Annotated in this window: 16 protein-coding genes, 1 tRNA gene and 1 pseudogene; 12 read left to right on the forward strand and 6 right to left on the reverse strand. The window is 51.4% G+C overall.

Annotated features, from left to right (window positions below; genetic code table 11):
- Positions 1-222: 222 nt before the first annotated feature.
- Positions 223-1353 carry an alanine racemase gene (locus LAT75_RS10260; RefSeq protein ID WP_291482573.1) on the forward strand — a complete coding sequence of 377 codons (1131 nt, stop codon included), beginning with the start codon at positions 223-225 and terminating at the stop codon, positions 1351-1353.
- 33 nt (positions 1354-1386) lie between these two features.
- Here LAT75_RS10260 and LAT75_RS10265 read toward each other — a convergent pair whose 3' ends face one another.
- Both LAT75_RS10265 and wecB read right to left on the reverse strand, forming a co-directional pair.
- Positions 1387-2382, reverse strand: coding sequence for a GNAT family N-acetyltransferase (locus LAT75_RS10265; RefSeq protein WP_291482574.1), 996 nt, complete (start codon positions 2380-2382; stop codon positions 1387-1389).
- Complete coding sequence (wecB, locus tag LAT75_RS10270; RefSeq protein WP_291482575.1) at positions 2379-3467, reverse strand: UDP-N-acetylglucosamine 2-epimerase (non-hydrolyzing); 1089 nt, start codon at positions 3465-3467, stop codon at positions 2379-2381. The genes LAT75_RS10265 and wecB overlap by 4 nt, the downstream gene beginning before the upstream one ends.
- Positions 3468-3806: 339 nt before the next feature.
- Between wecB and LAT75_RS10275 the strand changes: the two genes are divergently transcribed.
- Positions 3807-6620 carry a PAS domain-containing hybrid sensor histidine kinase/response regulator gene (locus LAT75_RS10275; protein ID WP_291482576.1) on the forward strand — a complete coding sequence of 938 codons (2814 nt, stop codon included), beginning with the start codon at positions 3807-3809 and terminating at the stop codon, positions 6618-6620.
- Here LAT75_RS10275 and LAT75_RS10280 read toward each other — a convergent pair.
- The 3 genes from LAT75_RS10280 to gatC are packed head-to-tail and all read right to left on the reverse strand — an operon-like array spanning position 6611 to position 10811.
- Positions 6611-7957: a glycosyltransferase family 4 protein gene (locus LAT75_RS10280; RefSeq protein ID WP_291482577.1), complete on the reverse strand. Its 1347-nt coding sequence runs from the start codon at positions 7955-7957 to the stop codon at positions 6611-6613. The genes LAT75_RS10275 and LAT75_RS10280 overlap by 10 nt on opposite strands.
- Entirely contained in the window at positions 7954-10494 is a 2541-nt protein-coding gene (locus LAT75_RS10285) for a hypothetical protein (protein WP_291482578.1), read from the reverse strand. The genes LAT75_RS10280 and LAT75_RS10285 overlap by 4 nt, the downstream gene beginning before the upstream one ends.
- 29 nt (positions 10495-10523) lie before the next feature.
- Complete coding sequence (gatC, locus tag LAT75_RS10290; RefSeq protein WP_291482579.1) at positions 10524-10811, reverse strand: Asp-tRNA(Asn)/Glu-tRNA(Gln) amidotransferase subunit GatC; 288 nt, start codon at positions 10809-10811, stop codon at positions 10524-10526.
- A gap of 255 nt (positions 10812-11066) precedes the next feature.
- Here gatC and LAT75_RS10295 point away from each other — a divergent pair, with 255 nt between their 5' ends.
- From LAT75_RS10295 to LAT75_RS10330, 9 genes and pseudogenes are all read left to right on the forward strand, one after another.
- Positions 11067-11357 carry an HPr family phosphocarrier protein gene (locus LAT75_RS10295; protein WP_291482580.1) on the forward strand — a complete coding sequence of 97 codons (291 nt, stop codon included), beginning with the start codon at positions 11067-11069 and terminating at the stop codon, positions 11355-11357.
- Positions 11358-13109 (forward strand): phosphoenolpyruvate--protein phosphotransferase, encoded by a 1752-nt coding sequence (gene ptsP / locus LAT75_RS10300; RefSeq protein WP_291482581.1) that lies wholly within the window; start codon positions 11358-11360, stop codon positions 13107-13109. It abuts the gene before it with no gap.
- A gap of 24 nt (positions 13110-13133) precedes the next feature.
- Positions 13134-14186, forward strand: coding sequence for a bifunctional phosphoglucose/phosphomannose isomerase (locus tag LAT75_RS10305; protein ID WP_291482582.1), 1053 nt, complete (start codon positions 13134-13136; stop codon positions 14184-14186).
- Positions 14187-14559: 373 nt separating this feature from the next.
- Entirely contained in the window at positions 14560-14865 is a 306-nt protein-coding gene (locus LAT75_RS10310) for an isoamylase early set domain-containing protein (protein ID WP_291482583.1), read from the forward strand.
- Positions 14866-14957: 92 nt separating this feature from the next.
- On the forward strand, positions 14958-15770 hold the full coding sequence (locus tag LAT75_RS10315; RefSeq protein WP_291482584.1) for a biotin--[acetyl-CoA-carboxylase] ligase: 813 nt from the start codon (positions 14958-14960) through the stop codon (positions 15768-15770).
- A pseudogene (gene tilS / locus LAT75_RS15640) lies at positions 15754-16320 on the forward strand (tRNA lysidine(34) synthetase TilS); the annotation flags it as partial. The gene LAT75_RS10315 and the pseudogene tilS (LAT75_RS15640), both read left to right, overlap by 17 nt.
- Positions 16321-16332: 12 nt before the next feature.
- Positions 16333-17091, forward strand: a complete 759-nt coding sequence (gene tilS / locus LAT75_RS10320; RefSeq protein ID WP_291482585.1) for a tRNA lysidine(34) synthetase TilS — start codon at positions 16333-16335, stop codon at positions 17089-17091.
- Positions 17092-17094: 3 nt separating this feature from the next.
- Complete coding sequence (gene hpt, locus LAT75_RS10325; RefSeq protein WP_291482586.1) at positions 17095-17667, forward strand: hypoxanthine phosphoribosyltransferase; 573 nt, start codon at positions 17095-17097, stop codon at positions 17665-17667.
- A 68-nt stretch (positions 17668-17735) separates the two neighbouring features.
- Positions 17736-17824 (forward strand) — tRNA-Ser (locus LAT75_RS10330).
- A 126-nt stretch (positions 17825-17950) separates the two neighbouring features.
- Here LAT75_RS10330 and LAT75_RS10335 read toward each other — a convergent pair.
- Positions 17951-19210, reverse strand: coding sequence for a glycosyltransferase (locus tag LAT75_RS10335; protein ID WP_291482587.1), 1260 nt, complete (start codon positions 19208-19210; stop codon positions 17951-17953).
- Between the two features lie 584 nt (positions 19211-19794).
- On the opposite strand from LAT75_RS10335, the gene LAT75_RS10340 reads away from it, so the two are divergent.
- A complete protein-coding gene (locus LAT75_RS10340; RefSeq protein WP_291482588.1) occupies positions 19795-20508 on the forward strand; it encodes a hypothetical protein in 714 nt (237 codons plus the stop codon).
- The last annotated feature ends 71 nt before the right edge of the window (positions 20509-20579 follow it).

A 20579-nucleotide genomic window follows, 5' to 3' on the forward strand; every position in this document is an offset into this window, starting at 1 on the left:
ATTTGACGGCAAAGAGCTGGAGAAAGACGATGAGTTCGGCTACGAAGATTTTGATCACGAGCAAAACGTTTACACCCGCGACCTGAATCAGGTTTACCGGCAGCTGGGCGATTCGAAGGACTAATACGCTAAGCAACGCTGCATCAGAAACAGTTGCGAAGCGATACAGGGAGGGCTATTATCAGCGATGAACCAATCACTGATAACGGTCTTCCTTTTTTTATGAAAACAAACTGGCAATCGCTAACCGAACCTACTCTTTTACTCGATACGCGCATCGCGAAGCGGAACCTGCGGCGCATGGCCGAGAAAGCAAAGCGCACAGGCGTGGTGCTCAATCCGCATTTCAAAACGCATCAGTCGGCAGAAATTGGGGAGTGGTTCCGCGCGGCGGGCATTTCGCGGATCAGTGTTTCGAGCCTGCTTATGGCTGAATATTTCGCCAGTCACGGATGGAACGATATTACGGTGCTGTTTCCGGTGAATGTGCGGGACCTTTCGCGGATCAAACGGCTCTCCGCCTCCGTGAGCCTGACCCTTAACGTAATATCGTTAGGAAGTGCACGATTTTTAGTTGAAGAGGTCATACAGCCTGTAAACCTGATCGTCGAGGTTGAAGCGGGATATGGTCGTACCGGTATTTCGGTGAATGATGGAGATAAGATTGAAAAGCTTCTGCATTACCTCCAGCAGCAAAACAGGCACCAGTTCTACGGTTTCTACATACATGCCGGCCATACGTATGATGTTGCGGGTCCGGAGGAAGTGGCGGAGATTCACCTGCAAACCCTTGCTGCGCTCGGGCAGCTGAAGGGTCGCTGGATGGCTGACTTTACTGAGCTTAAAATCGATATGGGCGACACGCCGGGCTGCTCGATTATGGAGGATTTCAGCGGCATTTATGCCATTCATCCCGGTAATTTTATTTTCTATGACCTCACGCAGGGAGCCGTCGGTGCCTGCGAAATCAGCGATATAGCGGTGTGTGTGGCCTGTCCCGTCGTTGCAAAGGAGGAAAGCCGCAACGAAATAGTGGTGCACGGGGGCGCGGTACACTTTTCGAAGGACTGGCTTACCACAGCCGGCGATTCCGGCACACAAATGATTTTTGGCCGGCCGGTGCAGCTCTCAGCCGACCGCTGGGGAGCGCCGATACCCGGCGGATTTGTGCGCAAGCTCTCGCAGGAGCACGGCATCATCAGGCTTGGCAGGGAGGCGTTTGAAGAGATTCAGGTCGGGGACCTGATCGGGGTGCTGCCGGTTCATTCCTGCCTCACGGCTGACTGCATGGGCAGCTACCTCACGGAAGAAGGCGAGCTGCTGAACATGATGCCGTGGCGGAACAGGGCTTGAAATTCATCATCACAAAAAAGAAAAATCAGACTGCTAAAAGCGAAGAAGTCTGAGCGAATTTAGTGTGCGGACGGCAGATGATGTAACACTTTTATAATGATCATAGGTGCACGCCTCAGGACCAAATGATGTAAAGTATCGGTTGATGTTTTCATTCATAGATCCTTCAAAATCAAAAACAAGTTTGTGTTCCATCGCAAAGGAAATCATGAGGTGCAGGGCGTAGGGTCCGGCGTGCAGGCTGCGGTGTTTTTGGCTGAGTCCGCTCGCAATGTAGTAGGCCGTGTGCCGGTCGAAAGGCACCCAGTAGGCGGCAATCATCTCGTCCTTCAGGCGCACGCAAAGGCAACATGCCAGGCCGTTTTCGTGCAGTGACTCGGCAAGACGGATGAAGTCATTTTTCGGGAAGGGATGCGCCCGGCCTGCGGCGCGGAAGCTCTCCTCACTTAGGGCATAGACCTGTTCGAAATCGGTTGTGCTTTCAGCCCTCAGCTCAGGGTTCCGCATGGCCCGGCGGATGTAACGCCGCTGCGAAGTGCCGCTGTAGCTCTCAATCAGCTCATCGGGAGCGCGGCCGGAAATCCGGTTGGTGCGCAGGCTGCGATGGCTGCAGCCGGGAATGAGTTTTGCTTCGTGGTTTTGCAGCAGCTGCCGTGTTTGTACGGCCTGTGGCGGCAGGTTAAAGGTGAAGGCATCGAAAGAGGCATAAACCCCGGTGAGAAGCTGTTTGAAGGCTTCCTTCAGCTGCGGGCTTTGCACCAGCGCATCAGAGAAAACGGGCCCGTAGTACGGGGTCATGCGGGGCTGCGGTACGAGCCGCTGCCGCCATCTTGTTTTCACCGCCAAAGCCGCCCCGCCCATGAGCGCATCACCCTTAAAGAGTCCGAAGATTTCGGTCTCGGTCTGCGGCTGTTCGCGCAGCCAGATGCTGCTGTGGAACAGGGTTCCGTCGCGCTGCTCGAGGGCGAAGGCATCCCAGAGGGGCCAGTTTTCGGGCTTTATTTTTTCGATGCGCCAGCTGTAGCTCATAAGCCGAAGTGCGCTTTAATGATCGCTGCGATGTGCTGCGAGGCGTAGCCGTCGCCGTAAAGCGGCTGCCAGGGTGTTGCAGGCGGGTTGCTGATGGCCTGACGGATGGCGGCTGCATCCGGGCCGGTGAGCTGATTCCAGCCGCCTTCGAGGGTTTCGACCCATTCGGTTTCGAGGCGCAGGGTGATGCAGGCTTTCTTCAGCCAGTAGGCTTCTTTCTGAAGGCCGCCGGAATCGGTGAGCACGAGTGCTGCCTGTGCAAGCAGCTGTAGCAGGCTCAGGTAGGGGAGCGGCTTCACGAGCCGGATATTCGGAGGGATGCGCATCCCCGAAAGCCGGTCGTGGTTACGGGGGTGAACGGGCCAGATGACCTCCCCCGAAAAGTCAGCGGCGCCTTCGAGTATGGCCGCCATGTTTGCCGGATCGTCGGTGTTGGAGGGCCGGTGCACGGTAAGCAGGGCTGCCGGGCCGCTGAGGGTGAAGGGCGCCCCGCCGTTGAGCGGCACGAGCCGGAGGGCTTCCCCTTTTTCGGTTGCGAGGCCGGAAAAAATCCGGACGGCATCGTGCATCACATCCCCGGTGATGTGTACGCCCGCGCTGATGCCTTCGGCGCGCAGGTGCGCGGCACCGGTTTCGGAGCTGCAGAACAGCAGGCTGCTGAGCTGATCGGTGAGCACGCGGTTAACTTCCTCCGGCATCTGCCGGTTAAAGGAGCGCAGGCCGGCTTCCACGTGAATAACGGGGATGTGCAGCTTGGCCGCGGCAAGGGCGCCGGCAAGGGTGGAGTTGGTGTCGCCGTACACCATCAGCGCGAGGGTGCGGTCGCGGCGGCTGAGCAGCAGCTCTTCGGTTTTGGCGAGGATGGCGGCGGTCTGCGCCCCGTGCGAACCGGAGCCGGCCTCAAAATTGAGCGCGGGCTCGGGCAGGCCGAGCTCCTCAAAAAAAACCGCGCTCATGGCCGCATCGTAATGCTGACCCGAGTGCACGAGCACTTCCGGTATGCCGGCATCCCGCAGGGCCCGGCTTACAACAGAGGCTTTCACAAATTGCGGCCGCGCCCCGACAAGGGTGATGATTTCTTTCATATAAAAGGTTTTGGTGAGCTTCTAAAATAAGGCTAAGAGTTAAGTTTTTGGTAGTCAGGTACGGTTCGGCTTACAGCAGCATTGGTCAGGCAGATTCAGGGCAGGTCAGCAGGCGTTCTAACGGATGCCGGTAGAGTCCGCTTGGTGCAGGAGGGAAAATAGTATTCAGAATTAAATGGTTTTGTTGTTATTGAATACAGTTTACAGCATGCATACAGAAAAAGATCTGAAAGGAATCGCTGTGTATTTATCTCATTGACTTTACTATCTTCCAGCATTCTTAAGATTATTACCCTGCACCCGATTTTTAAAGACGTAACGTGCACCATTTTAACTTTTATGGTTGAAGAGCGACTCCATACCAACATTCTCCTTCAGCTGATTTACAGCATTGATGCACACTCGCAGTCAGCGGAGCTTTTACATAAGTCTCTGCCTGTATTTATGAAAAAGCTAAACTGCTTTCTTGCGGCAGTTTACAAAATAGAGGCTGATGGCCTCAGGGAAATGGTGATTTATCCCAAATCGGTGCGTCAGCAGGCTATTTGGGCAGAGCTTCAGGGCTTTCTTGAATCTTACCATCAGAATCCGGACCTCATTTCACCGGGCGAAACCGAAATTGACGGAAAGGTCTTTTATTTATATAAGATTGAGCAGTACGGCTATCTGCTTTTAGGTAAAAAGACTTATCTGGATTATTCTTTTAAGTACGAGTTACGGCATGTGGTAGATATGCTCGCCCGCACGATCCGGCAGATTCTTCGTGAAGTAGAGTTGCGGGAAACACAGCAAAAGCTGCGTGAAAAAACACGGCTGCTGCGTACCGTAGTTGATAACCTGCCTGTGAGTGTTTATACCAAAGATATGCACGGCCGGAAAACCCTGGCAAACAAGAAAGAACTCGAAATATTGGGTGTCGAAACCGAAGAGCTGGCTTTGGGCCGGCAGGATTCGGAATTCTATGATGAAAGGTTTTTGCAGCCGGCCAGCATGATGGATTCGATAGTGCTTGAGGAAGGTATTCCGATTATGGATGAGGAGCTTGAGTATAAGCCCGGGCGCTTTGGCATTATCTCGAAGCTCCCGATGATGAATGAGCGGGGGGAGGTTATCGGGCTGCTCGGAATTACGATCGACAACACCGAAAGCCGCCTTCGGGAGCAGGAGCTTAGCCTGCTGAAAAACCTCATTAATGATTCGTCTGATGCGGTGCAGGTTGCTGATGAAGCAGGCCGGATGATCTACGTGAACACGGAAGCGAGTCAGCGGCTTGGTATAAGCACAGGGGAAGTGCAGAAGTATCACGTAAAAGATTTCGAGCCCCTTTTCAGGAATGAAGGCGCATGGCAGCAGCACATCGAAGAGCTCAAAAAAGGCCGGCCACTCACGATTTACAGTCAGAATTCGAACCTGGTAACCAAGCGCACTTTCCCCGTAGAGGTTTCGGTGAAGTATGTAACCATTGCAGGTAACGGCTACGTTGTGGCCATTTCGCGCGACATCACCGAGCGGCGCAATTACGAGCTTCAGCTACAGGAAGCCAAGCAGAAGGCGGAAGCTGCCAATCAGGCAAAATCCCTGTTTCTGGCAAACATGAGCCACGAAATCCGGACTCCGCTGAATGCCGTTATTGGCTTTAGCCAGCTGCTTGATGATACCGATCTCGACGACGAACAGCATGAGTACGTTTCTAATGTGATCTCCTCTTCCCGCAATCTGCTTGGCATCATTAATGATGTGCTTGATTTTTCAAAGATCGAAGCCGGAAAGCTGGAGCTTGATCCGGTACAGACCAGTCTCAGGGCCATTGTTACGGAGGTGATGGATATCCTTGCCTATCAGGCGCAGCAGAGCAGCAACACATTACTGCTAAACCTTCAGCCGGGCCTGCCGGCAACCATTATCGCGGATTCGCTTCGCCTCAAGCAGGTGCTTATTAACCTGTTGGGCAATGCCAACAAATTTACCCATCGCGGAACCGTTGAGCTGCGCATTGACGGTGAGCCTGTAAAGGGGAGCAACCGCTGGCGTTATTCCTTCTTTGTGCATGATAACGGCATAGGAATCAGCAAGGAAAATCAGAAAAAACTCTTTCGGGCATTTACGCAGGCAGATAACTCCACAACGCGTAAGTTCGGTGGTACGGGGCTTGGCCTTATTATCTCAAATATGCTGATCCAGAAAATGGGCGGTTCCATTCAGCTGATCAGTGAACCCGACCAGGGCAGTACCTTCTTTTTCCATGTTGAGTTTGAAGCAGAGCTGCAAAAATCCCCGCTTCCTGCTTCTATTCCGGGTATATCGGATGTGCTTTTACTGATGAAAAACGAGAGCGAGCGGGCCATAATGGAACGCATCCTTTCATCCGTACAGGTAAAGGCCCGGGGGTTCGATTCGGTTGGCTCTTTCATGAAATCGGAATTGCCGGAAAATGAAACCTGGCAAATGGTTTTTTTGGGAACCGAAGATCAGGTTTATGGAAACCGCAAGGAGCTGGATGCTTTCAGCACGGTTTTGCCGGAGTCAACTGTTGTATGCCTGATTGTGAACCCGCTGTCCGATTTTGTGAAAGCCGACCGGGCCCTGCGCGACCGGTTCCCGCTTGTGCTTAAACTGAACCGGCCGTTTCACCCGGATACCGTGTTAGAAAAGCTTGGCCATGCATACCTGCAGCACTCCGAGAAGAGCGGCACGGAATCGGCAAAGGCAGAAAACGGAGCTAAGATGCGGCCGCTTTTCAGTAGTTTTAAACGCCGGATCAGCGAACGGCACCCCGTCATTTTAATCGTGGAAGACGTTGAGCTGAACATGATGCTCGTAACAACGCTTATTTCAAAACTACTGCCTGAAGCAAAGCTCCTGAAGGCTTACAATGCCGATGAAGCCCTTGGTTATGCACAGGCCGGGCTAATCGATCTGATTCTGATGGATGTTCACCTTCCCGGAGCCGATGGCGTGGAAATTACCGGGCAGATCCGCAGGCTTAACCATACCAATGCAAACACCCCGATCGTGGCCCTTACGGCAGGTATTGTAAAGGAAGAACAGCAGCGTTGCCTTAATGCAGGCATGAACGATTATATCACCAAACCTATCAAAACGCCGGAGCTCATCCGGGTGCTGAAATCTTACCTGAAAAAAGTTTATATGTAGCTTTTCAGGGATGCTTCCTTTTGTGAAGCCGTAAGTTCTTCAAGCAGCCGCCCGATAGCCGCGGCTTGTGCCGGCCGTGTGTAGCTGCGCACGGCTTCTGCGGAGGGCTGCACCGAAGGCCGCCCATGCTGCCAGTTGGTAAACCATTTTTCCAGGCATAGGGTGATGCCGTCTGTATCGCTGAACCCGTGTGTTAGCCCCGAACCGGTTTCCTGCAGCAGCGCCGCCGCATCTCCGTTTTCGGGCCCGATGCACAAAATGGGCCGTCCGCTTGCCATATACTCAAAAACTTTGCCCGAAAGGAAGCCCCCGGCATTTGCGGTGTTGTTTATTAGCAGCAGCAGCACATCTGCGGAGAAAACTTCCTCAAGCGCCTGCTGATGCGGCAGATAGGGGATGAAGGTGCAATTCCCATCCAGACCTGCTTCCTGTACGGAAACACGCACGCTGCTGTCCACACTGCCCACAAGCCGGATGCGCAGCTTTGCCCTGAAATCCGGAAGCTGCCTGCAAAGTTTCGCAAGCGCCTCCCACAACGCGCGCGGATTGCGCGAGGGTACGAGTGAGCCGGAGTGGGTTAGGGTGAAGTAGTCTGATGCAGGCTGTACTTTGGTGCTTAGGCCGGCAAAATCAGCAGGGTCGTAGCCGTTGGGGATTACCTCCGCCCTGCGCGCCCCTTTTTCGAGCAGCTCCCCGCGGATGCTTCCGCTTACCGTTGTTACCACATCGGCCTGTGAAAGCACCGACCGCTCCATGCGGCGGTGCAGCCGGTCAGCGGGCTGTGTGAGCAGCAGATCGGCATAAAAATCGATGCCGGTCCACGGGTCGCGGAAATCAGCCAGCCAGGGCAGGCCCGTTTTCCGGGCAAGCTGCTGCGCAATACGGTGCATGGAGTGCGGCGGCCCCGTGCTGATGATTGCCTCCACCGGGTTTTCCCTCAGGTAGTGCTGCAGGAAGCGCACTGAAGGGCGAATCCACAGGCAGCGTGCGTCCGGGATGAAAAAATTGCCGCGAACCCAGCGTGAGAGCAGCTCCGCGCGGCTTTCTGACCCCTCCGCTTCGGTGCGGATGAAGCCTACATTTACGGACTCCCTGCGGCCGGTAATTTTTTTGTACCACTGATAAGGTTCCGTAATGGGTCGTCTGATTATTTCCGCCTGTAGCGGCACCTCCGCCAGCAGGCTGCTGTCGGTTGCGGGGGCTTCGGGATTTTCCGGGGTGTAAATAACGGGCTGCCAGCCGTATTCAGGCAGGTAGCGGGCGTATTTGAGCCAGCGCTGTACGCCTGAGCCTCCGCTTGGCGGCCAGTAATACGTGATAATCAGAACGCGCTTCAAGGGCGTGGCGGCATTTGTTCTGGAACCGGTCTCCCGCCTTGTACTTCGGGCAGGGGCACGGGCCGCATCACCTGAAAAATTCCAAAACCCAGTAAACCCAGAATTACAAGGTTGAAAATCCATGAGAGTACGGAGCCCAGAGTGTGGGAGCGGGGCTCGAAAATCAGCTGTACTTCGTGTTCGCCGGCGGTGAGGTAGAGGCTTCGCAGCAGGAAATTCATCGCATAAATGTCGTTTTCTTCGCCGTTTACATAAGCCCGCCACCCGGCCGGGTAGTACATCTCGGATATGGCGATGTAACCGGGTTCCGTTTTGTTTACCGTAAATGCAATTTCCCGCGCATTGTACCGGCTTACGCTGAAACGTGCCCGGGGGTCGGCCCTGTGCGTGCGGAGCGTTTCTTCGGGTTTTTCGATCACAGACCGGATTTCGGGGCTGAAGAAAGGCTCACTGATAAAGTTGAGTGCTGCAGAGGGTGATTCCGCCGCTTTCACGTTGCCGGGAAAAAATACCTTGGGCAGAACGCCCCGGTTTTCCATCACAACTCCGGTTTCATCCTCAAATACCAGTGGGAAATCAGGGAACTGCAGGTCGCGTGCAGCGGTGATGTAGCGCACGTTAAGCATATCAAGCAGCCCAAAGTTAAGGCCGGGAGATGCAAAAAAAGCTTGGTCGATCGCATCCTGATAACGGTTCATTTTTGCGCCGGTGTAGCCGCCAACGCTGGGGTAAAAATAGGCTGGCACAGCATTATTGAACGGATTTTCATCAATCGGGAAAACCCGGTAGGGATAGGGCCTTTCGCGCTGCTGCTGCTGTATAAAGGTGTGATGCGGAAGCCGCTGCCGTTCCAGGAAATCACGCTGCGACACGAACTGATCCACCTTGCTTGTTTGCGGTATGTAGCGTTTGCCTACGCTGCTCAGGTCGGCGGTGAGCAGGGCGATGAACAGCAGGATTACGGCATAGGCCGGAAGTTTGGCTGTCACAAATGCACCGATCAGCACAAGACCTGCGCTGGTGAAGAGCAGGTAGCGGGTTGTGTCGCTTTTGGCAAGATTTTCCCGCTCAAGCCGGAATTCAGCCAGGAACCGGCCGGCTGCTTCATTCACTCGGGGGTCCGAAATATCAACCTGATTTGCCCGGGCCAGCTGTGCCGCAATTTGCTGCCGTTCGCCGGTTTTGGTATAGCTGAGCATGTTTGATGCGGCAAAAAATAAGATCAGTCCCAGTCCGGCTGCACCAAGGGCAGGCCAGAGCATATCTTTGAGCCGGGTGATTTCATTCCTTCGTTCGATACTGAACAGCCAGTTCGCACCCATCGCCGCCAGCATACCGAGGCTGAAAGTTGTTACCATCAGCCATTTTTCCGGTGCCCTGAATTTGTTGAACAGCGGCATGTACTCAAAAAAGAGCTGATTGAAGGCAAGGAAATGTTCGCCCAGCGCAAAAAGGGCTGAAAGTACAGCGCCCGACAAAAATACCCATTTAAGGCCGGATTTTACTTTAAAGAGGGCCAGAAGGATGAGCAGCACGGAAAGCGCACCGAGGTAATGCGGTCCGCTTGTCATGATTTTGGGACCCCAGTACAGGCCGTCGGCTGAGCTGCCGCCCATGATGCCCGGCACTGCCAGGGTTGTGAGCTCGAACCAGCCGTGCGACCAGGCCATGGCGTAATCGAGGTCGAGCCCGCTGCGCTCCTCAGCACCGCTACCGCCTCTGATGCTGTAGGGCGAGTACTCATAGATGCTCCAGTAAGGCTGCACGTTGGCCGCAAGCGCGAGCAGCCCGGCCGCGGCAATCAGCCCGGTCTTGCGCATCCAGTCCGGCAGGGTGCCGCTGCGCCACGCGTTCACGGTATCATACACCCACCAAATGAAAAACAGATACAAAAAGAAATAAGTAACCTGCGGATGCCCTGCCCGGAACTCCAGATTGGCCGCGAGCGCAAAAACGGCGAGTCCGAGAATCCAGTGTCGTGAGCGGGTGAGCAGCATGTAGCCGTAGAACATCCACGGGATAAAGGCCAGCGCGTACACCTTGGCGTTGTGCCCGGCCCCGACAATAATGGGCATGTAGGTCGTGAGGCCGAGAATCACCGCGCCGGTTACCGCGGCCAGCGGATGCAGCTTCAGCCGTAGCAAAAACAGGTAGATACCCACGAGCATCACCCAGAGGGCGGCGGCGGGGAAAACCGGTGCCATCCATTTAAAAATGTTGTCGAAATGCGGCACCGAGCGCACATACGAAACGATGAAGGCTGGCATGCCCGAAAACATATTTTCCGCCCACAGCGGCTCTTCGCCGAATTGTTCGCGGTGCTCAATCACCGATTCGGCGCTTGCCCGCCACTGAATGATATCGGGAGAGAAGAAGCGCTTATCGCCGATAATCACATCCCCGTAATGAAACAGCGGCAGAATGAACAGGAAGCTCAGGCAGATAACATGCTGCCATGCCGGCCGGATTTTATCCCAGTGTGACAGGGGGCGGGTGAAGCTGCGGATTGTTTTACGGGAGGTTCGGTTCGATGGCATCAGACAATTGGAAAGCTCGTTGAGGGGGGCTACTCGATTACACGGGGAACGCGGAAATGATCGGCATCGGCGTCGGGTGCATTTTTGAGGGCTTCTTCGTGCGGCAGCGGCGGCAGCGCAACATCGGCCCGTAAACCGGGTTCATGATCAATTACGTGCTCAAGCGGCTCAACACCATCCGTATCAACCTGATTGAGCAGCTCCATATAGCCCAAAATCTGATTCATATCACCGGCGAGCTGCTCTGTTTCAGCTTCAGTGAGCCGAAGCCTTGCGAGCCTGGCAACGTGCAAAACATCTTCCCTTGTAACAGACATACGTTCGATAATTTAGTTGAATTCACGGGGCAGATCCGACTGACATCCCGCATACGGCAATTAACTGCGCAAAATAAACCTAATCCCCGTGAATTACCACTTTTACACCCTATGCGCAGAATCTGTTATGCCATGTCAGCTTCAGGTTTAATATATTCAGAATACTGCCAGTGCAGATTTATTTGAGATTTGTTACCTGCCATTTGCCGGTACGCAAGCAAGGGGACATCACCATAAAAGGACATCCGTCAATACATGATCAAAAAAAAGGTAATTGTAATTAACTCAAGCGGAATTCATGCCAGGCCGGCATCTATGCTTGTGAAAACGGCTGCAAAATTTACTTCAGAATTCCATATTCACTCACACGGGTACCGCATCAATGCCAAAAGCATACTGGGAGTTCTCACCCTTGCAGCAGAGTGCGGGGCCGAGCTTGAACTGGAGTTTAGCGGTGAGGATGAAGAACAGGCCTGCGAAGCCATATCGCATCTGTTTGAACAGGGCTTTGGGATGATGGATACCGATGAAGGCGGGAGTTCATAAATGTACACCATAGATTCAGTGCCGGGATATAATACCGTTTGGCGGGGCATGGCGGCGGCAGAAGGTCTTTCAGCGGGACCGGCTTTTGTTTACAACCCGCAATCAGTTGTTCTTTCTGATCGCAAAATAGGTTCTGAGCAGGTAAAGGAAGAACAAAAAAAAGTGGCTTCGGCCATGCGTATTGTTGAGCTGGAGACCCGCAAAATAGCACAGCTTGCCGGGCAGGAAAATGAACTGGGCGGCAAAGCAGCGAAAGACATTCTGGATTTCCACCGGGAAATCCTTCGGGATCCGCAGCTTATTGCTGAAATTAATGAGCGTATCCGTACGGACCTCATCCCCGGCGACAGAGCAATTTTTCTGGTTTTCCGGGGGTACATTCAAAAGCTTGAGGTTTCAGGCAGCACCTTTTTTAAAGATCGCATCCCGGATATTGTGGATATCCGAAGCCGGATTATCAGCAGCCTGCAGCAAAAAGAGATGATTGTGCAGGTACAGGAAAACGCCATTATCATAAGCCGTGAGATTAACCCTTCGGAGATTATCCTCTTTGCCAGGCGCAAGGTGAAAGGCATCGTAGCTGAACGGGGCGGGCTAACTTCGCACGCAACCATTATCGCAAAATCGATGGGCATTCCGTTTGTTCTTGAAGTGGAAGGCATCACCAAAGGCATAAAGCCCGGCGAATGGGTTGTGGTTGACGGCTACAACGGGGTAGTGATTACGCAGCCTGCCCGGGCTTTCCTGAAGCAGATTCAGGTACGATCTGATGCCATCGACCGGGAGAAGGCCGATGAACAAAAGCTGTACGCCGAACCCGGAATGACCGCCTGCGGCAATAAAATACCGATTCGTGTAAATCTTGAGCTCGAAGCCGAAATAGACCGTGTGATGCGATATCAGCCGGAAGGCGTTGGCCTGCTCCGTACGGAAGCCTACTTTCTGGATCAGAGCCAGGATGATACAGCCCCTGAAAACGGTTCTTTTGCCGGCAGCGACCAGAAGCGGTTTCTGGAACGTGCCGCGCAGCTTGCCGGGCAAGACTACCTTACGGTTCGATTGTATGATGTGGGCGGCGACAAACTGCCGAGTTATGCTGACCGTGAAGAAAATCCGGCACTTGGCTGGAGGGGCATCCGAATTCTGCTGGAAAAACGCAGCCTGCTCAGGGCACAGCTTCAGCTGATTTTGGAGGCTGTGAACAGCTATCCCTGTAAACTCAGAATCCTGATTCCGCTGGTAACCCGTACCGAAGACGTACTCGAAGTAAGAGCTGAGCTTGACCGGTTGCTGAAGGATTTTCCGGCACAAAAGCCCGAACTTGGCATCATGGTTGAAGTGCCATCCACAGCTATCATGGCTGATGCTTTTGCCGGTATCGTTGATTTTATGAGCATAGGTACCAACGATCTAACCCAATACACCCTCGCCGCTGATCGCGGCAACCCCCGTGTTGCGGAATATTTTGACTCAGCACACCCGGCAATTTGGCGGCTTATTAATCAGGTTGTGCGGGCCTGCCGCGGGCATAATATAAGAGTAAGCGTTTGCGGTGAGCTTGCAGCCAACCCGCAGGCCGCCTGCATTTTAACGGGGCTTGGCGTGAGCTCGCTCAGTATGGCCGGCCCTTACATTCCGCAGGTGAAAAAAAAGCTCCGCGCACATACTTTGGCGTTGATGGAGAAACAGGCCTTATCTATATTAAATGTTGAAACAACTAAAGATGCAAAAAAAATAATGATGCAGTTTTAGCTTCGATTAAAACAGGGATTTGCAATGATTACTTTGGAGAATATCCGGCTGGTTGATCCTCAGGGACTGTGGGATAAGCTTTGTACCTTTGATGAGCAGCTTAGAGACGCCGTTTTTGAAACGGAAGACTACAAGATTGATATCGACAGAAACAAAATACGGGATGTTGTTATAACGGGCATGGGCGGCGCCATTATCGGAGGTGAGCTCATACGTGCAATGTGCCTCGAATGCGGCCATCTTCCGGTACATGTTAACAAATCGTATTCGCTGCCTTCATTTGTGAACGACAGGACACTCGTTATTGCTGTTTCACAATCCGGGAATACAGAAGAAACATTGTCATCTTTTGAAGAAGCCGGTGCAAGGGGGGCACAGCGCGTGATTATCACAACCGGCGGAATTCTTGCTGATATGGCATCCGAACAACAGATACCGGTAATTTTGCTTCCTAAGTCCCGGATTACAAGGGCAGCACTCGCATACTCATTTACAGCACTTTGGCGGGTATTTCAGCACCTTGAAGTTTTTCAACCCGGTAACGATGAACTTAACGGCGCTGCGGATTTCCTGGAGGAACAGATCGAAATACTCTCGGGTTTGGAAGAAAATATTGCAATTGAAATGGCAGCAGACCTAAAATCAACCCTGCCAATTATTTATTCCGGCGACGGGCTGATGGCGCCGGTTGCGCTTCGATGGAAAACGCAGTTTCATGAAAATGCCAAAGTGCTGGCCTACTGCAGCCATATTCCGGAAATGAACCATAACGAAATTGAGGGCTGGGAACTTACAGCGCACCTCATGGGCAAACTGTCAGTCATCATCCTTCAGGACGACAGCGATCACATGCGGGTAAGGCACAGAATGGATGTTACCGCACAACTGATCGAGCCCCACTCCCTTACGCTAAAACGGGTACACTCCATAGGGGAAAATGTGGTTCAGCGGGTACTGTTTATGATTCTCATGGGTGATTTTATTTCCTTTTATCTCGCAATCCTCTCTGAAGTTGACCCACTTCCCATAGAGAAAATTGAGCTGCTTAAGCGCAGGCTGAATGAAATTGATGTCTGAAATCAACCGGCCCGATTACAGCCCGCCTGTCGCAACCGCTTAGTTTATGCTGCCGGCCAGGAATCGGGAAAATAGTTCAAAGTTTCAGCATAGTTTAACGGAGAGAATGCTGCTTTGCGCCTCATTTACTTTATAATATAAAGCAAATGAGGCCTTTGCAATAGCGGGTATTTCCGGTCCGGAATAAAAGGCAGATGTATGAAAGCGGTTTTATGCCGTATTAAATTAGGTGAAGTGCAGTAATTTTTAAAATTCTTTGGCCAAATTGAAGGTGCAGGACAAACTTATGCTAAAACAGGGTGATTGACTTTATAAATTAAAGCAATTAGTTTTAGAGTGTTCACTTCAGTTCATTAAAAAAATTATCATAGCTATGGTAAGCAAAGAATTCACCCCCAAAAAAACCATTTGTAAAGTACGGCTTCAGATTCCGGCTGAATGGGCGGAAAAAGAAGCTGCAGTTGTAGGCGATTTCAATAACTGGGATCCTGCTGCAAACAAATTGGAGAAAAAAAACGGAGGATGGGAAACCGTTCTTCGCCTTAAGCCGGAAACGGAATACAAGTTTCGCTATTTCCTCGACGGCGAGCGCTGGGAAAACGATGATGAAGCCGACCGCTACGAACTTAACGAGTATGGTTCGAAGGATTCAATTCTTGTAATCGGTGACGGGAACTAAATTACAGGTGTACACCCTGTAAACCTCAAACGGCTTACATTCCAAAGCTCTGTGCATATTGCACAGGGCTTTTTTTATATGCATTTTCAGCTATGAAAAACAAAACTCCAAAGTCTGCCGGACTCATTGACTTTATACGTCTGAATAAGGCACTTACGACCCGTTTGCTTGGAACCGATTTCTGGTATTTTGAGAAATTGGCTTCAACAAATACCCTCGTCAAAAAAATGCCGGCTGAACTCGTGCTACCAGGCCTTGTGTGTGTGGCCGGCATGCAGCATGCAGGCAGAGGGCAACGCCAAAACCGCTGGCTTACAGCAGAAAATAATGCCCTTACATTTTCGGTAGTTTTTAAACCCGCTGACGACGCCTCGCTGCCAATGCTGCTGCAGCTCTCCGCATATGCCGTGGTAAGTGCCATAAAAAAGCATTGTGCCGTTAATGCAACCCTCAAGTGGCCGAATGATGTGCTTGTTGGCGGCAAAAAAGTATGCGGTATCCTCGCAGAAAGCACCTTTATCGGTTCGGAGCTTGAACGTTTTGTAATTGGTATTGGCATTAACACCAACGATGCACCTGTTAGCCAGGTCGGAGATTATGCGGTAAGTCTTGGCAGTATTCTGGATCGGTGTATTGACCATACAGATCTGCTCGCTGCTGTGCTTAACGAACTGGAAGAGCAGTACATAGCCAGAAAAACGCAATTGAAACAGCAGCTTTTGGAAATTAACCGCCTGCACCGTGGGTACGGCCAGCTCAATTACATTAAAACGGAGGGAGTTCTGCTTGACGGAAAATATAAGTTCCTCGGTTTAGATCTCACCGGCTACCCCGTATTTCTGGATGAAGAGGACAATGTGAAGAGGTTTACAAAGCAGGACATTCGTTTTGAACCAGTCTCCTGAGATTTTAAAAGCAATTAAATTACCGGCAAAAAAAATAGTTTGTGCCGTAAGCGGAGGAGTTGACAGCATGCTTTTGCTTGCCCGTTGCGCTTTGCATCCCTGGCCGGTAGTCGCTGCTCATGTAAATTATGCTAAAAGGGGAGAGGCAAGTGATCTGGATGAACGCCATGTTGTTTCCTGCTGCAGGGCATACGGAATTCCCTGTTTTGTGCATCATGCAAAACCTGAGGAGTTAAAGGGGAATTTTCAGGAATCTGCGCGTGAGCTTCGTTACCGTTTTTTTGAGGAAGTGCGACAGGCATCAGAAGCTTCAGCTGTGCTCACAGCGCATCACGCAGATGATGAAAGCGAAAGCATGTTGTTACAACTTTTCAGAAGTGGTGATTCCGGGAACCTGAGAGGTATTCATGAGCTGAAAAATAATGTTGTAAGGCCGATGCTTGGCCTGAGCAGGGATGAAATTCTTAATGCTGCCCGTGAGTGCAGGCTCGAATGGCGCGAAGATGAGAGTAATTCTTCAGCAGCTTACACCCGAAACCGGATTCGGCATGAAATTATCCCTGTGCTGAATGATCTCTTTCCGGGATGGAAGGAGCGTTTCGGGAAACAGACTGACTTCAACCGGACTCAGGACAATCTGGTGAACGGGATAATTAATCTCATTACGCTTGATAATAAAATAAAATTTTCGGCATTAAATTCTTTTAATGCCGAAAACAGACAAAAAATATTAGGTGCCTGGATTTTTAGACAGGCAGGCTTTCATACGAATCAGTCTGTTATTTCCGCTGTTCAGCAATTATTCAGAAAGCAAACAGGCAGCAGGGTTCAGCTTGGATTGGGTTATGAGGTGATGAGGGAGCGGCAAGAATTACTTTTGTTAAATCAGCACAGTACTATTCCTGAACCGCTTGCATCTGTTTCATTCGACAGGAGCGAGATTTCCACAACAAGCGCAGTACGGCTGGGTGAAAATAATTTTCAGTTGGCAGAGAGCGCTTGGGATGGAAAACCGGAGCTGCTGACCCTGGAGCTGAGGGAAGACGCTCTGCTTTTTCCGCTCAGGTTCCGGTACTGGAAAGCCGGAGATCGCATGAATCCGCTCGGGATGCGCGGGTCTAAGCTCGTTTCAGATATACTTACAGATCAGAAAGTGCCTTCATGGCAAAAAAAACAGGCAGTTGTTGTTCAGTCGTTTGATGGCAAAATTGCGGCTGTTATCTTTCCGATGGATGTTACGGGCAAAGCGGGACTTATTGCAGCACATGCAGCCTGTACTCAACTGCAGGATAAATCCATAAAAATTAAACGTATAAAGTGAGTTATGTCTTTCTATTTGCCTGATGAGGTAGTGTGTAACGGTGAAAAGTTTAAGGTGATGATTTCTGAGGCCGAGCTTCAGAAACGCATTGGCGAAATTGGTGCGCAAATTGACCGCGATTATGAAGGGAAAAAGCCCATTTTGATTGGTGTTCTGAACGGTGCTTTTATTTTCCTTGCTGATCTGATGCGGCATATTACGATCCCTTGTGAGGTCGATTTCTATAAGCTGAGCAGTTACGGCGACGCGAAAGTTTCTTCAGGTGAAGTGCAGCAGCGCAAAGATGTGGACGCCAATATTACAGGCAGGCATGTTATTCTCGTGGAAGATATCATCGATAGCGGGCTTTCTGCCTCCTACATCACAAATATCGTGGATCAGAAAAAACCTGCCTCTGTTGAATGGGTTACTCTCCTTAAAAAAACAGAAGCCCTTAAATATCATGTAGATATAAAGTATGTTTGTTTTGAGATTCCCACACTTTTTGTGCTTGGCTATGGGCTTGATTATGCGCAGGAAGGCCGCAACCTGGCACAGATTTATGTAATCGAGGATGAAGCCGGTAAAGGGAAATAAAAATGCAGGATTTCAATATTGGGGTTGCACTTCAGTCCTAAATAAGTTTATATTTGAAGTCTTCAACCGGAGAGATGGCTGAGTGGTTGAAAGCGGCACCCTGCTAAGGTGTTATACCCCCTCCGGGGTATCGAGGGTTCGAATCCCTCTCTCTCCGCAGTAAAATTTGTTATACATATTATATCCCCAAATCCCTGTGTCCGAAATGGCATGGGGATTTTTTTTGCTCTAAAATAAGATCGGCAAGGGTTTCTTGTGAAGTGCTTAATCAGCGCAGTCAGTATCAGGATCGCCTGTTTTTTTCTTCAATCCATTTCCCCATATAGCGCGTGCTCGCCATAGTGTGATGCCGGAGGATGCCGCCGGTGATGTTCTTTTCGCGGATTTGCCGCAGGTCCCGCATCAGCTGACTCAGCTGGCTGAGCAGCGCTGTTTCGTGCTGTTGTGCATCAAACTTGTTTCGCAAAACCTCTGCCGCCCACAATCTGAACCTTTTTCTGAGCCCATCATCCTGATAGAGCGTGGCGGCTTTCCGGATAAAATCATCCCGATTGAATGCCACAAAATCCGGGCAGTTTTCGGGTTCATCGATCCCTTCAATGCCGATGGGCGTAGTCACGAACGGCAGTCCGTGCCGCATGGCGTCGAGCAGTTTGCCTTTGAGTCCGGCACCAAAACGGATAGGAGCAAGCAGCAGCCGGTGCCCGTTAAGGCATGCCGTGAGTTCAGCGGCACGCCCCTTTACCTGAATACCGTTGTGAGGCTCCGACCATCGCAGCGTTTTTTCGGTGGCGTAGGCCCCGTAGAGATGCAGTTCCGCACCGTTCAGCTCCCGGCGAAGTGCCGGCCAGATATCCTGAATTAAAACCTGTGCGGCATCCTGATTGGGTTTGTGTAGGAAGTTTCCCAACGAAATACAGTTGAAGCTTAGGTTCTGCTGAAGCGAATCGGATACATTATCTGCCGACTCACAAAGCGGATGATAATGCAGCAAAGGCTTCATTTGAGGGATAAATTGCGATATTATTTGCAGTTCTGCTTCCGACATAAGCAGGGAGAGATCGCAGCGAAATATGGAGGCGAGCTCCCGACGCGCGTCGTCGGTTTGGAAGGTCTCGTACGATATTTCGGTGAACGAATAATCGGTGCCGGGCTTAGTGCTGCCGCGCCAGCGACGGATGAAGTGCAGGTCCTCGGTATTGAGTACGCAGGCAGCATCAGGCGCGGCCTCCCGTACCCGCCAGCCGAACTGTTCTTCGGCCATGAAGCGGTCGAAAACTACGATATCAGGCTTCAGTTGCTTCACGAGTGTGTCAATGCTGCTGCAATTCATGCGCAGCTGTTCCAGCCGGCAAAGCTGCCGTACGGTTTCGCTCATGAACGCACTCGGGGCTGAGGTGCAGCCGAAAACGATTTCGGAGCCGCTGCGGTGCAGGCTTTCGAGCAGCTGCAGCATGTGCCGCCCGGCCGCCGAAGAGTCCGGCTCAGGCCACACGTTTGATACAAAAAATATTTTTGGCGCCGTCCCGGTTGATGATATCATGTGAAACGGGTTATCGAAGAATAGCTTATTTGCATGGTTTTAAGCTTAAGAACTGATGATAATTCTGAAAAAAAGTATGGCTGTGTAAGATTCTGATAATAAGAGCGATAAGTCGCATTGTGAGATCGTCTTAAATCGGTGGTTTAAAACCGAATCAGGCTCAGGGAAATTTTACCTGTTGACATTACTCAAATATCAGCATAAAATTTGGGCATCCGAAAATATCGGATTTAACAACCAAAAATTAAACTTAACCACGGACATGGACGACAGTCATAGTTGTTGCTTGCGTAATGACCCGGATCCCGACCCTGATCCTGCAGCTGTAAGTCAGCGCAATTGCGGTACCGCACGTGGTGAGATTAATTTCTGTAAGCTTTTAAGCTAAACAGTTTTTGTTTCATCACCGCCCTCCCGTGATGAAACTTTACAGCGCAGTCTCCGGACGCACCAATCCAGCGATAAATAAACCCCAGATACCGGCATTAATGCATGGGTGTGGTACGTTTTTTTGAATTGCTGTAAGTGCCGGGACCGGTTTTATGCTTGTGATGCAATCTCTGCCGTACCGCAAAAATAAAACTATGCGCTACGAAAAGAAGCTCACCCAAGACCTCAGTCTTCTCATCAAAATCGCCATCATGCTGATGGTCGGTCTTTTTTTGATGATTGCACAGGCTGCCAATGCCCAGCATATGATCATCGATGACGCTGCTGTTACAACAGAGCGCTCCTTTCAGATCGAAACCTGGGCCGGCACCGAAGAAGCCATCTTTCAGCCTGCTTTTGCAGTTACCGAATGGCTTGAACTCACCACCGGACTCGCCTTTGATACCTCCGGCGATTTTGAATTCGCTGGCTTTTTTGCTGAACTCAAAGCGGTTAACCGCGATGTTGAGGAATTCGGCAGTGCTGTGGGCCTTGTCGCCGCCTTCGGATTCAGCGACGGCGGTGATTTTGAAGAGTTCATGGCTTACGTTCCCTACAGTCGTCTGATTCTGGGAGGCAGCTCCATGCTGCACCTCAATGCGGGTTTTACCCTCGCTGATGACGGTGAAGATTGGGAATTCAGCCCGATTTACGGTATCCGCGGCGATTTCGGCCTCCATGACAGGGTTTCAGTGCTTGCAGAAATATTTGCCGAAAACACGGACTTCGGCCTGAACGGCGGGCTCCGCCTCGGGCTGATTCCCGGATTACTCGAGTTGGATATCACCTACGGGCGTGGCTTTGAAAGCGGGTTCGACTTCCCGGGCTTGAATATAGGCATCGCCTTCACGCCGGACAGTCTCTGGTAAAATAGCCGAAACCACCGGTAACTAAAGCTGCGGTGTATTCCGCAGCATGATGCGGGATTCAGTGTTTCACA

It is taken from the genome of Cyclonatronum sp., assembly GCF_022565315.1.
GTDB lineage: Bacteria > Bacteroidota > Rhodothermia > Balneolales > Cyclonatronaceae > Cyclonatronum.

What these genes read in the sequence shown, in the direction of transcription:
- LAT75_RS10260 (WP_291482573.1), top strand. Translation starts at nt 223, where the DNA reads ATGAAAACAAACTGGCAATCGCTAACCGAACCTACTCTTTTACTCGAT.
- LAT75_RS10265 (WP_291482574.1), bottom strand. Translation starts at nt 2,382, where the DNA reads ATGAGCTACAGCTGGCGCATCGAAAAAATAAAGCCCGAAAACTGGCCC.
- wecB (WP_291482575.1), bottom strand. Translation starts at nt 3,467, where the DNA reads ATGAAAGAAATCATCACCCTTGTCGGGGCGCGGCCGCAATTTGTGAAA.
- LAT75_RS10275 (WP_291482576.1), top strand. Translation starts at nt 3,807, where the DNA reads ATGGTTGAAGAGCGACTCCATACCAACATTCTCCTTCAGCTGATTTAC.
- LAT75_RS10285 (WP_291482578.1), bottom strand. Translation starts at nt 10,494, where the DNA reads ATGCCATCGAACCGAACCTCCCGTAAAACAATCCGCAGCTTCACCCGC.
- gatC (WP_291482579.1), bottom strand. Translation starts at nt 10,811, where the DNA reads ATGTCTGTTACAAGGGAAGATGTTTTGCACGTTGCCAGGCTCGCAAGG.
- LAT75_RS10295 (WP_291482580.1), top strand. Translation starts at nt 11,067, where the DNA reads ATGATCAAAAAAAAGGTAATTGTAATTAACTCAAGCGGAATTCATGCC.
- ptsP (WP_291482581.1), top strand. Translation starts at nt 11,358, where the DNA reads ATGTACACCATAGATTCAGTGCCGGGATATAATACCGTTTGGCGGGGC.
- LAT75_RS10305 (WP_291482582.1), top strand. Translation starts at nt 13,134, where the DNA reads ATGATTACTTTGGAGAATATCCGGCTGGTTGATCCTCAGGGACTGTGG.
- LAT75_RS10310 (WP_291482583.1), top strand. Translation starts at nt 14,560, where the DNA reads ATGGTAAGCAAAGAATTCACCCCCAAAAAAACCATTTGTAAAGTACGG.
- LAT75_RS10315 (WP_291482584.1), top strand. Translation starts at nt 14,958, where the DNA reads ATGAAAAACAAAACTCCAAAGTCTGCCGGACTCATTGACTTTATACGT.
- hpt (WP_291482586.1), top strand. Translation starts at nt 17,095, where the DNA reads ATGTCTTTCTATTTGCCTGATGAGGTAGTGTGTAACGGTGAAAAGTTT.
- LAT75_RS10335 (WP_291482587.1), bottom strand. Translation starts at nt 19,210, where the DNA reads ATGATATCATCAACCGGGACGGCGCCAAAAATATTTTTTGTATCAAAC.
- LAT75_RS10340 (WP_291482588.1), top strand. Translation starts at nt 19,795, where the DNA reads ATGCGCTACGAAAAGAAGCTCACCCAAGACCTCAGTCTTCTCATCAAA.